We start from the raw sequence: 14,194 nt of genomic DNA, 5'->3' as shown, positions 1-14,194 counted from the left end.
AGAAATAGATGAGTAAGAATGAATATGTTCCGCTTCGGCAGGGGCAGGATGAAACGTTGGCTCTCACGAAAATCCCGGTAGCGGAACTTGCGGATCGAGTTTTGGTCGTTGGTGACCCAGATCGAGCGGCAAAAGCTGCTGGTCTTCTTACCAACGCAAAGCCCATTGCAAAAAATCGCGAATACCATTCCTACGTTGGGGAATATGGAGGAAAACTCATTACGGTTGCCTCGCATGGCGTCGGTGCTGCGGGGGCCGCGTGCTGCTTTGAAGAGCTGTGTCGAGGCGGCGCAAAATACATCATCCGTGCTGGTACAGCGGGTGGCGTACAGCGCGATGTGGTCGACGGAGATCTTCTTGTTGTCACTGGTGCTGTGCGCTGTGACGGCTACACAGAACTTGTCGTTCCTATGAATTATCCTGCGGTTCCTGATCTTCAGGTTACAAGTAGTCTTGTGCACACCGCGGAAGAATCCGACTTGAATACGCATTCGGGAGTAGTTATTACCAGCGCTAACTTCTATCCGAGTCCGATTCTTGGCAATGACCAACCAAAATGGCGCGATGCCGGGGCAATCGGAGTTGAGATGGAGGTAGCTGCGCTATTCATTACGGCTTCAATCCACCGAGTCAAATCGGGCGCGATCTTGGCCATCGACGGCAATCCCCTCAAGGATGAGGACGAGGACATGACCTCCTACGAACCTGATCGTGAAATTGTTACAAAAGCTATTGATGCCACATTGGAAACTTCGCTGAAGGTGTTAGCTTCATTGGAATAAGCACAATACATTGAGGCACTGAACGTGCCGTCTTACTAGAGAAGCACAATGAGTAGAGCAATACCCAGCGCTGCCGCGAGTCCTCCCAGCCCGAGGCTCAGGTAGCGCTGGGTTTGCGCTTGGGAGCGGGCCTCGCCTAGCTCCGTACGGGCTTCGGCCAGCTCATCTTCGCCGGTGTCCAGCTGGACGCGGGCGGCGGCCAGCTGCGCTTGAGCCTCGCGCAGCTGCACCTCAAGAGTGCGGATCTGGCTGGTGTAACGTTCCTCATGCGCGGCGGAGGTGCGCGCCGAATCCACGGTCAGGCGTGCTTCCCGAGCCCGACCCGCCGCCTCGAGGGCCGCGTAGCGCCGTCGTTCTTCTTCTAGCTGCTGCTCTAAACTACGCACGCGCGCAACCAGGCGGGCCGCGCGTCGCATCGCGTCCTCGCTGCGGGCCTGCGCAGTCACGGCACTTTGTTCCACGCCCGAGGCGTACACCACGCCCGCTTCCAACTCTTTTTCACGACGGCGCAAATCCGCCACCAGGCCCTCTAGCTCGGTCACGCGGGTCTGGAAAGTGGCGACCTCCGCCCGCGCACCCTCGCGCTCGCCGCGCAGCTGCGAATTTTCCGTGCGCAACAGTTCCGCTTCGTGGCGGAGCGCGGTGCCTTCATCGCGAAGCTTCTTGTGCTCTGCGCGCAACTTCTCGCACTCCGCGCGCAGCTGGTCACGCTCGTCCCGGAGCGAGGCTTTTTCCGTGGTGGAAGAAGGCGCGGGCTTGGAGGCGCGTTTGCCGCGCGTGGGGGTATCAAGTGCCCGCGAACCGCGCCGCCGCTCCGTAGCCATGCCCCTCCTTTGTCCGCGCCTGACTTTACCTAATAAACACGGCGCGCGCAGATGTTTATGACCGGTCCACGGCGGTCTTTCCTGGCTAAATACCGTGAGCGTGAGCGATGCCACTCTGGCTTCGCAAAGGCGACGGTCGGCACGGTGGTGACAACCCAGGTGGCCTGGCCGTTCCCGGCCGGATAGGCGCTACCCTTGGAATCATGATGAAGGATCAGCTCACCGGCACGAATCGCCGCACTCGCGTGGATCAGCTCGCGGGCGCGGATCAGCTCACCCGCACGGAAACGGATTCGATGGGCCCGGTTGCGGTGCCCGCCGCGCACTATTGGGGCGCGCAGACGGCTCGCTCGCTCCATCATTTCCCCATCGGTGGGGAACGTTACACCTGGGGTGGCCCCCTGATCCACGCGTTCGGGTTGCTCAAAGGTGCGGCCGCCCGCGCCAACGGTGAGCTCGGGGTGCTGGACGAGCAGCTTGTTTCCCTTATCACAGCGGCCGCCAGCGAGGTTGCCGAGGGGGTACTTGACGCGGAATTCCCCCTCAAGGTGTTCCAGACCGGTTCGGGCACCCAAACAAATATGAACGCCAATGAGGTGATTGCCGCCCGCGCGAATGAAATTGCCACCGGCCAGCGCGGCGGCAAAAGCCCGGTTCACCCCAATGACCACGTCAATAAGGGCCAGTCGTCCAACGATGTGTTCCCGACCGCGATGTACGTGGCGGTGGCTCGGGAGACGCACCGTCACCTCATCCCGGCGGTGGAGAGCCTGGCGGCTACACTACATGCCCGCGCTCGCCAGTTTTCTGATGTGGTGATGGTGGGGCGGACCCATCTTCAGGATGCCACCCCGATCCGCTGGGATCAGGTGGTGGGCAGCTGGGCGGCGCAGCTGGAGGGCGCGCTCGCGGGCGTGCGGGCCAGCGTTGCGGGTCTGTACCGGGTGGCGCTCGGCGGGACCGCGGTGGGCACCGGTCTGAATTCCCATCCGTGTTTCGCGGCGCGGGTGTGCGAGCTGCTCGAGGAGGCTACCGGTTTGCCTTTCCGCCCGGCGGAGAATCTTCCCGCGGCTCTGGCCGCGCACGATGACCTCGTGGCCTTTTCCGCGAGCCTGCGCACGTTGGCTGGGGCAGCCATGAAGATTGCGAACGATATCCGCTGGTATGCTTCTGGCCCGCGAACCGGTATCGGTGAGATCGCGATTCCGGATAACGAGCCGGGTTCTTCGATTATGCCGGGCAAGGTGAATCCGACGCAGGCGGAGGCCCTTACGCAGGTGTGCGTCGCGGTTTTTGGTTACGACGCCGCGGTGGCTTTCGCCGGCTCGCAAGGGAATTTCCAGCTCAATGTGTACAAGCCGGTCATGGTGTTTTCGGTGCTGGAGGCCGTGCGTTTGCTCGGTGACGCCCTGCGCACTTTCGAACGTTTCTGCGCGGCCGGCATCGCCCCGCGCACCGATGTCATCTCCGCGCACCTGGACCGCAATCTCATGCTGGTCACGGCACTCGCCCCTCATATCGGGTACGACGCCGCAGCCAAGCTGGCTCGCGCCGCCCAGGCCACCGGGACTTCGCTGCGCGACGTCGCCCTAGCTTCGGGAGAGGTGAGTGCGGCGGATTTCGATGCCTGGGTGAATCCCGCAGCGATGACCAAGCCGGAAGCTCGCTAGGTGTCCGACGCGAGGTGTACCTCTAGGGGAGCGGCGTACTTTCGGGGCTAGCGGGGATGGCGAAGCCGGCGCGGGCGAGGAGTTCGCGCAGGTAGGTAGCTTCGACGCGGTAGCCGTGCGCGGTGGGATGCATCCACGCTCGAACATCGGAGGATGAGAAGGGGGAGACCAGCCAGGCTTCTTCATTATCGTGGAAAGCTTGCGCACGCGGTTCGTGCCCGGCGAATAGCTCCTGGGTGGAGGCAAAGAGGAAACGCGCGGAGCTGGTTTCTTCCCGCAATTGGGCGGCAGCGCGTTCTTGCAGGGCATCCGCGCCATCCTGGAGCCGGGCGAGTGCAGCCCCCGCATCGTAACTTTCCGCCACCGGCGGGATGAGGTAGGAGTGTTCAGCGAAGAGCCGCGGGTAGCCGACCAGGATAGCGGTGGCCTGGCCCTGGGAGGCGGTATCGATGGCTCGCAGGATCTCTACGGTGGCTTCTTCGATAGCCGGAAGTGCCGCGGTAGCCTTGTTGATGGCATCTTCGCAGCTATTCGGGGTATGGAGCACGAAACATGAGCTGATAATCCGGGCGAAGTTGGCGTTGTTGCCGCCGGCGGTGAGGAAAACGACCGAAGTATCGGGAGTGACGGCGCTGACTTGTTCGGCAATATCGGATGTGCGCGCCCCGGAACACGAGGCGTTGGTGTAGCTGGCACCGAGTTCGCGGGCGAGCGGGGCCGAGTAGTTATCCGGGGAACGCCGGCAGGTATCTTCTTCGTAGTTGCCCGCCCCGTTACCGGAGGAAAAAGAATCACCTAGCTGCACGATGACGGTGATGGGCCGCGGGGTGGGAGAGGGCGGGCCACCGGCATCGCCGGCGGGTGTGCACGCCACACAGCTGAGTACCACGGCAGCGAGGGCAGCGGCGGCACGCGCTGTACGTGCACTCTGCAGACCGCGGTAGACGGCACCCGCGCGCGGCATTTAGGCCACCTGCCAGGCCGTATCCGGGGTAGTGGGAAGCAGATTCTCCGGGATAGCAACACCGGGGCGAGCCCAGGCTTCGTATCGATAGCGCAGCCCAGCACGCGAGGTATGCCAATCGTTTCCGGGTGAGCGGAGTCGGAGTTCCCAGCCCGAGCCGATGGCGGGCGCGAAAATATCGGCATCCACATCGGCATCGATAACGGTACGGATGAGTATGTGCGAGCATTCCCGGGTTTCGGCATAGATCCCGGCGCCCCCGCATACCCAAGCCACATCCGCCCCGGTAGCGCGGGCCAGCGCGAAAGCTTCATCGAGATGTGTGGCTAGTTGCGCACCGGGAACCTCGAAATCTTGCTGGGTACTCACCACGATGGTGGGGGAGTGGGGCATGGGCCGCCGCCCCGCCGAGATCCAGGTTTTCCGCCCCATCATGACGGGCCGCCCGCGAACCGCTGCCCGGAAGAAGGCCGAATCTTCCGGAACATTCCAGGGCAGGCGCAAGCCCTTTGCGAGGGCGTGATCATGCGCTTCCGCCCAGATTTGTGCAATGAGCATTCTGCCTCCTAAACCGAGACCGCGCCGGTGAGTTTGGGGTGGTGCTGGTAGCCTTCCGCCGCGGAAATATCATCCATCTCATAAGAGAAGAGCGAATCCGCTTTGCGCAGTTCCAGGGTGGGGAAGGGGTAAGGTTCGCGGCTGATCTGTTCACGCACCTGATCGAGGTGGTTGAGATAGATATGGCAATCCCCGCCCGTCCACACAAAATCACCAACATCCAGGCCAACCTGCTGGGCAATCATATGGGTGAGGAGAGAATAAGAGGCGATATTGAAAGGCACCCCGAGGAACATATCCGCACTGCGCTGGTAGAGCTGGCAGGAAAGCTTGCCATCTGCCACATAGAACTGGAAGAACGCATGGCACGGCTGGAGAGCCATCTTATCCAGATCCGCCACATTCCAAGCGGAAACAATCATGCGCCGCGAATCCGGATTGGTTCGCAGGGTTTCCAAAAGCTGGGCGATCTGATCGATATGCCGCCCATCCGGTGCGGGCCAGCTACGCCACTGATAGCCGTAAACCGGGCCGAGCTCACCATTTTCATCAGCCCATTCATCCCAGATGGTGATGCCATTGCGTTGCAACCAGTCAATATTGGTAGAGCCGCGTAAGAACCACAGCAGCTCCCCCTTGATGGGCTTCATAGCCACAAACTTCGTGGTGATACGCGGGAAACCATCCGCCAGGTGATAGCGCAGCTGGCGCCCGAAGACAGAGAGGGTACCCGTGCCGGTGCGGTCCCCCTTGCGAGTTCCGTTGGCGAGGATATCGGCAAGCAGATCTTCATATTGGCGATTAATCATGAACCCATCCTACGTGGTGACTCCGACAGAAAAATTGGCTGCGAAAAGTTACCCGGCAAGGCAGTTCCAGGAAAGGTGGTATGCCGGGCGAACGCCCTAGTTTTGCGCGATGATCTCGCGGATAAGCGCGGCGTCGCGCTCCACCACTTTCGCGGCGTACTGGGCCACCTTCTCTTCAATTTTCTTGCCGACGAAAGGAATGGAGACCCGCACGTCCCCGGTCACCGTGACCGTGGCAGGCCCCTCCCCGGCAACCTGGAAATCAGCGCTGGCGCGGACGGGAAGTTTGGCCTCCAGCTGCGCTGCGACGTCGTTCCCGGAACGGGTAAAGACGATGCTGGCAGCTAAACCGGAAGAAAGAAAACGCCGCGCCTGCGCGGGAAGCTGCTCAGCATCCACCTGCACCGTAAGGATCGCGCGTTCCGCGCCGGGCGTGAAAGAGGACGGTTTCGTGCGGAGCGCGGCGAGGCGACGGTTGGCGAGTTCTTCAGACATGAGGACAGCGGCGACGGCGCTCGCGGGGGCGTCGATCTCATAAGAATGTGAAAATTGCATGGCTATATTTTCCCGCATGAGTGTGACAGGAGGGAAGCACGGCCGCTTTTTTCAGCGCAGAGCCGGAGCGATGCTTGCGCGTAGCACACTCGGAGTTTTTGTACTAAGAATTGAGGTATCTCACGGCTGAGCGTGCCTAACTTCGGGAAAGAATTCCAGGGCTGTCACGTCTCTGACCGGGAAGTCACTCTATTAATTCTGACTGCTTTCATCATCGCTTTTTCCTTTTATCGCGGCGATGAGCTTCGGTGCAGAAGTTATTGCCGCAGCACCAAAACCAGCCCAGGTGCCTGCATCACTTCCCGTCCATACTGAAAAAGCTGCAATACCGAGGCAAGCAAGCGGAACCAAGGCAAAAGAAGCGCTAATCATGATGGAAGACCATTTTTCGGTCTGGGTCAGCCTCCGATTATCCTCAATGATTGATTGCTGGTTTGCCTTCGCCATTTCCAGGATGGTCTGAGCGGCTCCTGGAAGGGCCTGCTCGTATGCCGCAAACTCATGCGCCGGTGGCAGCGGACCGGCATGAAATTGAGCGTATTTGAGAATGTTTAACTCATTTTGCGATAATCGGACATCGCCTGGCGCAGCGAGTTCCCCGTTAGAATCCAGGCCTGTTCGACCGTATTCCGCTTCCTTATCGCTTCGCGATTCTGACGCAATCTCCTGGATAGGTCCGGAGTGGTCGAGATTTCGATTCCCCGGGCCATGCCTTTCTTGAAAGCGTTCAGTCTGCTCGTCATCCGTACTCACGACCTCTCCTAGCTTTCTCTATATACTGCATGACGATTCTAACCTAAACGTCAGTTTTCCCATACGGTTAAAAATGCGTGATATGCGGATGAAACGCTTAGGTTTGGAGCGCGTGAGACGAGACCTCGATTCCACCTCCATTCTGGTCGAATCGCTTAATCCGCTCTGGTAAACTTGGCTTGGTTCTCAACGAAGAGCGAGCATAGGGACACTCATGTCATTAGCTTTTACCGCTGCGTGGGATACCACCGAAGGGACTCGGTGGGCTCAGGAGCTTTTCACCCGTACTTTTGGTGAAACAGCTGACCGCGTGGCTTTCGCGCCCGGGCGGGTCAATCTTATCGGTGAACATACTGACTACAATGCCGGCCTGTGCCTCCCCATTGCACTTCCGCACCGCACGTACGTGGCCCTGAGTATGCGCAGCGATAACCGTATTAGGTTGGTATCCGAACACGGTGAACTATGGGAGGGCGCCGTTGATGATATTAATCCCGCCATGCCAGCATCATGGGTCTCTTATGCCGCCGGACCCACCTGGGCACTAGATGCGCAGCGCGGCTACGAAGCAGCTATTGTCTCCTGCGTTCCGCTGGGAGCCGGGCTTTCTTCCTCCGCAGCCCTCGAATGCGCAATGGCGTGCGCGATTAACCCACGCTTGATTCATGATGACCCGGGCGCCGTCGTGACGGCCTGCATCCGTGCGGAAAACGAGATCGCTCACGCGCCAACAGGCGGAATGGACCAAACGGTATCGGTTTTCGGGGAGGAAGGCGCAGCTGTTGCCCTCGATTTCGACTCTCATACGCACACCCTTATTCCTGCGGATTTCGCCGCAGCCGGACTGCAACTCGTCGTCATCAATACCCGAGCCAAGCACTCTCTGTCTGACGGACAGTACGGAAACCGCCGTCAAGAATGCGAAAAGGCCGCGAATCTTCTGGGGCACAGCTCCCTGCGCGAAGCAAACGTGGAGGATATCGCCAGGCTCAGCGGAGTGCACGCGCGGCGTGCGCGGCATGTCATCACCGAAAATGCCCGCGTTACTCGTGCTATCGGTGCGCTGAGTACGGGTGATTTCCACAGCCTTGGCAAGCTGTTCAATGAATCGCACGTATCGCTGCGTGATGACTTCGAGGTTTCCTGCCCCGAGCTGGATTGCGTTGTGGAAACTGCGCGCCAGCACGGCGCGCTAGGGGCGCGTATGACAGGTGGGGGATTTGGAGGCTCCGCAATCGCGCTGGTTCCGCTTGATAAGGTGGATGCGCTCGCCGCGGGCGTTCGAGCGGCGGCGGAAGCGCGCGGCTTCCCCACCCCGGAACTACTCCTAGCGCACGCAAGCTGCGGGGCCCAGGTGGTTAGTGAAGAAGCCAGCACCTCCGAGTAAATACGAAAACTAGTACCGCTATCCCCTGAGTCCTGCGGGATTCATTTTCTGCCAGTGCAGGGATGACGCAGCCATCTCATCGAGGGAATGGGTAGCACGCCAGCCTAATTCGCGCGCCGCTTTACTGGCATCGGCATAGCTAGCCGCAATGTCTCCTGGGCGCCGCGCAACTACCCGGTAGGGAATTTTCATGCCGGCAACCTTTTCATAGGCGTGAATGACTTCCAAAACCGAGGAACCGTGACCGGTGCCCAGGTTGTAGATGTACACCCCCGGTGAAGTGACCTTGTCAACCGCAGCGACATGTCCGCGTGCTAAATCAACAACGTGAATATAATCCCGTACGCCTGTACCGTCCGGGGTGTCATAGTCACCGCCAAAAACCTGGACGTGGTCGAGTTCCCCGACCACCACTTTAGCCACGTAAGGGGTGAGATTAGCGGGGATGCCTTTGGGGTCTTCCCCGATCAAACCGCTGGGATGGGCGCCAATAGGATTGAAATACCGCAGCAGCACCACAGTCCATTCGGGGTCGGCTTTCTGGATATCCTCCAAAATTTGCTCGGTCATGACCTTGGTCTGCCCGTACGGATTCGTGGCCATTCCTGCTGGCGACTCCTCGGTCAGCGGCAGGGATACCGGGTCTCCGTAAACGGTGGCCGAACTAGAAAACACCATCTTTTTCACCGAGTGGGCACGCATCACCGAAAGTAACGCAAGCGCTCCGCCAATATTGTTCTCGTAATATTTGAGCGGATGCGCAACGGATTCACCCACCGCTTTGAAACCGGCGAAATAAATAACCCAGTCAATCTCGTGGCGAGTGAAAACCTCGTCGAGGGCTTGAACGTCGCGAACGTCAATACTGTAGGCGGGGAGGTCTCTATCGGTAATCCTGCGTACGCGTTCCACAGCTTCCGGGCTGGAATTGGCGTAGTTATCTACACAGACCACGTCGTACCCCTGCTCAAGAAGTTCGATACTGGTGTGGGTACCGATATAGCCGGCACCTCCGGCCACTAAAACTGTTGTCATCGCTAACCTCTTTTCACAAACCGATGCTCTAGTTTTGTGCGTCTCTCGGATACCAGCCGCATTCGGCCAGGAAGCTCTCGGTATCCTCTTCACTCGGGAAAACAGCCGTATTTTCAAGAATTCGAGCGCATACACTACCCAGTTCAGCCCGGATCGCATTCTCTACGCTTTCCTTATCGCAGGCTTTACCTAGCAGCTGGCGCATTTCCGCAAAAATCATGGCGAATTCCGGAAGCTCTTCGGGTAGATCACGCCCCTCTTCTAAAGCTCGCGCGAGCAGCGCGAGCTGACGCTGCAAACGAGCGGGCAGAATAAACAAGCCCTGAGCTTCAATAAGACCGATGGACTCTTGCTTGATGGGGAAAAATTCCGGATGCGCGTGGAAAACCCCCTGCGGATAACGCTCGCTAGTGATATTCGAACGTAAAATAATGTTCATTTCGTAGCCGCGTGCGGTATGAACACAAGTTGGCGATACCCCGGAATGCTGCCCCTCGGAGTCCCGTGGGATAATTCCGAGTCGCTCATTGGTGTAGGTATTCCACGCCCGGGTGATGCCGTAACTGGCCCGTGCCACGGCAGCGCGGTCGCTTCCCACAATGCGCAGCACGCTTCCGGGCCACTCCACACTTTCTAGTACGACGGCGCACTCCTCTTCCGAGGCGTAGCTTTGACGGGCCGGGGTGGTGTGGAGAGGGAGAGTTTCCAGGCCGCCCTGATAGTGGTCATGCCCGAGTACGGATCCCCCAATGCGAGGCAGGGTCGCATTGCAGCCAATAAAGTACCCGGGGAATGCATCAATGAAGTCCATGAGCCTGTCAAAGGTTGCTTCGTCGATATGCATGGGTATGTGCTCCGTGTTTACCGCAATCCCGTGCTGCTTGAAATATCCGTAGGGGGAGAACTGCCAGAACCAGTCTTGGCCGGCTAAACGCAGGGGCACCGTGCGAAGAGTTGCTTTAGAGCGTCCGGCAAAGCCTTCGTTTTCCGGGCAGATTGTGCACTTGGGATAGCCACCCGCGAGGGAGTTTCCACTCGCCGCTGTGCGGGGATCCTTGAATTCGGGCTTGGCCAAATTGATGGTGATAATCAGGCCATGAGATTCGAAACGCGGATTGCGGTCAAGCACGCTACGTTTCACGTAGTCATTTGCCACACCGTAGTTATAGAACCATTCCATAGCCGCCCGGCCACCCGCTGAAGCGTTCAGAGCGGCAAATTTTGTACGGATGGTGGATGGCGGGCTGCTCAAGATTCCCATGACCCTATCGGCCATAGCCGCCCGGCCGTGCGGCTCGATGAGCGCAGCTTTCTCGCAGGCATCCAGAAAATCTGTTAGCACCCCGTCAGGTCGGCCACTGTGCGTAGGCTCCACGTGCGCATTACCTTCAAGTAAAGCCTGGAGTTCTTGCGCGCCCGGATAGGAATCAAGAGAAAAAATCTCAAAAATTCGATTGCGGGTCAGGGTGATATCACGTGCGTCAAGATCGAGATAATCCTGGGCGTAGGCAAGTAGGTTATCGATGCTGCGATACACCGTGAGCAGGTGCGGGGGAGGAGTCATGGCCACTTCTTCCGTTGGGGACGTGCCGCCCAGCCAACCCGGACAACCACGTCAAAATGGAACTAGTTATCTACGGTAAATTTCTTGGAAACCTTGCACGGATGGGAAGACTTCCGAGGAGTAGGCCATCTGTGTCAGGTCATCGGTCAGGGTGTCCAGTCCTTGCCGTAATGCGCCTAGGCAAATAGCGCGGGGGCCCAGAGCTGAGACGGAAACTTCCGGCATAATCGGGCAGATACGTCGCAAGTTGTCGATAAATCGCGCTAGGAACGTGTCCGCGTACGCGGAGTATTTCCCGCCCACCACCACGTGGGAGGGAGCTAGCGCGAGGATCATAGCCGAGGCTCCTAGGGAGAGAGCGTCGGCGAAGTCATCAACGAAGTCACGGGCGCGCGGATCACTTTCCACGCTCTCGAAAATCTTGGTGCGTGAGGGAAGTTCACCCGCGGGGTACAGTTCGCGGGCGTGGGTTGCCGCTTCAATATCACGCCAGCGTAAGACACCGAGTTCGCCAATAAGGCCGGCCCCGCCCCGCAGTCCACGGTGGATACGTCCACCCACGATGGCGGCAGCCCCGGTACGTTCACCCGAAAGGATATACACCACTTCGTCGTGGCCTTCCGCGGCTCCCTGCCAGGCTTCCCCGAGGGCGCCGAGTGCGCAATCACCGGCCACTACCGTGTGGCAACCCAGCCTGCTCGATACTTGAGCCGCGATATCGCTCCCTTGCCACCCGGGCATTCCACTGCCGCCGAAGTACTCAACTGCGCCGTCGTTAATAACACCGGGTGACGCTACTGAACAAAGTGTAATGTTCGTCACGTCAAGTTTGGTGTCTGCGAGAACGCTCCGACCTAAGTCGACTGCCGCGTCGATGCGGTCACTAGCCGCCTGGGCTGCGGAAAGTTCACAGGTTCGCTCCCTGATAACCTCACCCCTGGCATTGCAGAGCATTGCGGTGCAGTGGTGTGCGCCAATGTCTAAACCGAGCACGTAGACGGCTTGCTCATCTAGAACCCAGCGCACTGCCGGTCGTCCCAGAGTGTTTTCGGGTTCTAGTTGTTTGAGCCAACCTAAGTCATCAAGATCTGCCACGATGCTTTCCGCCGCCGGTCTGGTGACGCCAATATTTCCCGCGATTTCCGCGATAGTCTGCGATTCGCGCACCAGGTACTGACATGCCGCGAGTAGATTCATGCGGCGCTGCACCCTGCGGGTCACCGCAGCTGGGAACTTCGAAACGTTTGACATACTAAAGAAACTAACGTAATAATGTTCGCGAGGCAACCGGTAACCAGATACTGGATACGCAATGAAGCGAAAACCTGCCAGTGGCGGGTATGGAGGCGATGATGCACACAGCCGCAGCTACAGCCGACAACGGCGTAGTACAAACACGAAAGAAACCACGCGCGCAAGGAACTCCGCGCGGTAGCCGTTTCCACCGAAAAGGTGAGGGGCGAGCAGCGGTACTCTTCCTGGCTCCGGCAGTGATCGGTTTCGTGGTCTTTTACCTCATTCCGATTGTGCGCGGTATTCACATGTCTTTTACCGATTGGAACCTGCTGGAAGATGCGAAGTGGGTGGGATGGGATAACTACGCACGGCTCCTTTCGGATGACACTTTCTTGAACTCCATCAAGGTAACGGTCATCTACGTGCTCGTGAATATCTCCACCCAGACCATCCTGGGGCTCGGCATAGCCTTCCTCATGCAAAAAGTTTCGCAATCCACCCTGGTGCGCTCCGTTTTGCTGCTGCCCTGGCTCGTTCCGAACGTCACGATTGCGGCCATCACCCTCTTTATCCTTGACCCCACGGTTGGCCTACTCAACCACCTCATCGGTTTTATCGGGGTCGGTCCCATTTCCTTCTACGGCAACCCGGATATCGCGATCTACACCGTCGCTTTGGTGAACTCCTGGCGCAATATGGGGTACACAGGACTCCTGCTTTTCGCGGGAATGCAAACAATTCCCCGGATGATCTACGAAGCTGCCGAAACAGAAGGCGCCTCAACCTGGCAGACGTTCCGCCACGTCACCCTCCCGCTTCTGCGCCCCATTCTCGTCATGGTTGTGGTGGTCTCCATGATCGGTTCTTTCCAGATCTTCGACACCGTCTCGGTCGCCACGTCGGGTGGGCCGGGGAACTCTACCCGGGTGATCTACCTGTATATCTACGAAAAAGCCTTTGAACAATTCGATATGGGCTATGCCTCCGCGATGGCAGTGGTGCTCATGCTGGCTCTGGTCGTCATCACCATCATCCAGCTGAGGCTCGCTCGCTCCAACGAATCCGATATGAACTAAGGGGTGGAAGAAGAACGATGAAGCTGACAGTACGCGCAACGAAAAAACGACACCAGCCCGTAACGGCCCGAAAAGTGGCTGGATGGGGTTTGCTTATTCTTCTCATCGTCGTCACGGTTCTTCCGCTCCTGTGGGCGCTACGTACCGCGCTCACACCCAATGCGGAGATTTTCTCCGGGAACTATTCACTTATTCCCGAGAATGCCACGACCATCAATTTCCGGCGGGTGCTGGGCATGACTACCCCGGAAGAAAGCGTTGCCGCAGGAGGAACCGCGGCAACCATTAACTTCTGGCTCTATATGCGAAACTCACTGCTCTTTGTGGCGATTCTGGTTTTCGCTCAAGTCACAACGTCTACGATGGCTGCCTACGCGCTGTCACGGCTCCATTTCCGTGGTCGGGACACCCTCTTTGTTACGTTGCTTGTGGCCCTCATGATTCCCCCGATCTTCGTGGCCCTTCCCAATTTCGTCCTCATGGATAAATTGGCGTGGATCAATACCTTCCAGGGTTTGCTTGCTCCGTACGTGCTCATTTGCCCATTCGGAATCTTCTTTTTGCGCCAATTTATGCTCTCCCTCCCCCGGGAAGTGGAAGAAGCTGCCATGCTTGACGGAGCCAGCAGGTGGACGGTCTTTCGCAAGATGATCGTGCCCATGTGCGCTGCACCCATCACCACCCTCGCGATTATTCAGGCGGTATTCGGATGGAACGAATACATGTGGCCCCAGCTCATCGCGAAGGGCGACGGCGTGCGACTCCTCAACGTTGCCCTGTCCGTTTTCGCGCAGTCTTCCCCTTCCACCCGTCCCGATTGGGCGGGACTCATGGCCGCGGCTACCTTGCAGATCATCCCGATGTTCATCTTGCTCATCGTCTTCGGCAAGCGCCTTGTTAATTCTCTTGGTTTGACCGCCGCGAAGTAGGCGGGCACAAGTCAAGTACCCAAAAATTCACAATAAAAACGACGACGACGTC

At 58.6% G+C, this 14,194-nt stretch carries 14 protein-coding genes; 5 read left to right on the top strand and 9 right to left on the bottom strand.

Going from position 1 to position 14,194, the window contains the following annotated elements:
- Positions 1–8 precede the first annotated feature (8 nt).
- Positions 9–782 carry a nucleoside phosphorylase gene (locus QP828_RS06765; protein ID WP_016441666.1) on the top strand — a complete coding sequence of 258 codons (774 nt, stop codon included), beginning with the start codon at positions 9–11 and terminating at the stop codon, positions 780–782.
- A gap of 35 nt (positions 783–817) precedes the next feature.
- On the opposite strand, the gene QP828_RS06760 is transcribed toward QP828_RS06765, so the two are convergent.
- Positions 818–1,606, bottom strand: a complete 789-nt coding sequence (locus QP828_RS06760; RefSeq protein ID WP_016441665.1) for a coiled-coil domain-containing protein — start codon at positions 1,604–1,606, stop codon at positions 818–820.
- 296 nt (positions 1,607–1,902) lie between these two features.
- On the opposite strand from QP828_RS06760, the gene QP828_RS06755 reads away from it, so the two are divergent.
- Entirely contained in the window at positions 1,903–3,276 is a 1,374-nt protein-coding gene (locus QP828_RS06755) for a class II fumarate hydratase (RefSeq protein WP_284891418.1), read from the top strand.
- A 22-nt stretch (positions 3,277–3,298) separates the two neighbouring features.
- Here QP828_RS06755 and QP828_RS06750 read toward each other — a convergent pair whose 3' ends face one another.
- The 5 genes from QP828_RS06750 to QP828_RS06730 all read right to left on the bottom strand — a co-directional run bounded on the left by QP828_RS06750 (position 3,299) and on the right by QP828_RS06730 (position 6,915).
- Complete coding sequence (locus QP828_RS06750) at positions 3,299–4,240, bottom strand: SGNH/GDSL hydrolase family protein (protein ID WP_284891411.1); 942 nt, start codon at positions 4,238–4,240, stop codon at positions 3,299–3,301.
- Positions 4,241–4,798, bottom strand: a complete 558-nt coding sequence (locus QP828_RS06745; RefSeq protein WP_284891409.1) for a dihydrofolate reductase — start codon at positions 4,796–4,798, stop codon at positions 4,241–4,243.
- Positions 4,799–4,806: 8 nt separating this feature from the next.
- Positions 4,807–5,607, bottom strand: a complete 801-nt coding sequence (locus QP828_RS06740; protein ID WP_016441661.1) for a thymidylate synthase — start codon at positions 5,605–5,607, stop codon at positions 4,807–4,809.
- 96 nt (positions 5,608–5,703) lie between these two features.
- Positions 5,704–6,162, bottom strand: coding sequence for a DUF2505 domain-containing protein (locus QP828_RS06735; RefSeq protein WP_284891407.1), 459 nt, complete (start codon positions 6,160–6,162; stop codon positions 5,704–5,706).
- A gap of 192 nt (positions 6,163–6,354) precedes the next feature.
- Entirely contained in the window at positions 6,355–6,915 is a 561-nt protein-coding gene (locus QP828_RS06730) for a DUF2335 domain-containing protein (RefSeq protein WP_284891405.1), read from the bottom strand.
- A gap of 214 nt (positions 6,916–7,129) precedes the next feature.
- Between QP828_RS06730 and galK the strand changes: the two genes are divergently transcribed.
- Entirely contained in the window at positions 7,130–8,302 is a 1,173-nt protein-coding gene (gene galK, locus QP828_RS06725; RefSeq protein WP_284891403.1) for a galactokinase, read from the top strand.
- An 18-nt stretch (positions 8,303–8,320) separates the two neighbouring features.
- Here the strand turns inward: galK and galE are convergent, their stop codons facing one another.
- From galE to QP828_RS06710, 3 genes are all read right to left on the bottom strand, one after another.
- Positions 8,321–9,337, bottom strand: coding sequence for a UDP-glucose 4-epimerase GalE (gene galE / locus QP828_RS06720; protein ID WP_284891401.1), 1,017 nt, complete (start codon positions 9,335–9,337; stop codon positions 8,321–8,323).
- Positions 9,338–9,365: 28 nt separating this feature from the next.
- A complete protein-coding gene (locus QP828_RS06715) occupies positions 9,366–10,901 on the bottom strand; it encodes a galactose-1-phosphate uridylyltransferase (RefSeq protein ID WP_284891400.1) in 1,536 nt (511 codons plus the stop codon).
- Between the two features lie 66 nt (positions 10,902–10,967).
- A complete protein-coding gene (locus QP828_RS06710) occupies positions 10,968–12,152 on the bottom strand; it encodes an ROK family transcriptional regulator (protein WP_284891398.1) in 1,185 nt (394 codons plus the stop codon).
- 239 nt (positions 12,153–12,391) lie between these two features.
- Here QP828_RS06710 and QP828_RS06705 point away from each other — a divergent pair, with 239 nt between their 5' ends.
- Positions 12,392–13,213, top strand: coding sequence for a carbohydrate ABC transporter permease (locus QP828_RS06705; protein ID WP_284891397.1), 822 nt, complete (start codon positions 12,392–12,394; stop codon positions 13,211–13,213).
- Between the two features lie 17 nt (positions 13,214–13,230).
- Entirely contained in the window at positions 13,231–14,142 is a 912-nt protein-coding gene (locus QP828_RS06700; RefSeq protein ID WP_284891396.1) for a carbohydrate ABC transporter permease, read from the top strand.
- Positions 14,143–14,194 lie beyond the last annotated feature (52 nt).

It is taken from the genome of Actinotignum sanguinis (assembly GCF_030230305.1).
GTDB lineage: Bacteria > Actinomycetota > Actinomycetes > Actinomycetales > Actinomycetaceae > Actinotignum > Actinotignum sanguinis.
This window is presented reverse-complemented; position numbering and strand designations above follow the sequence as displayed.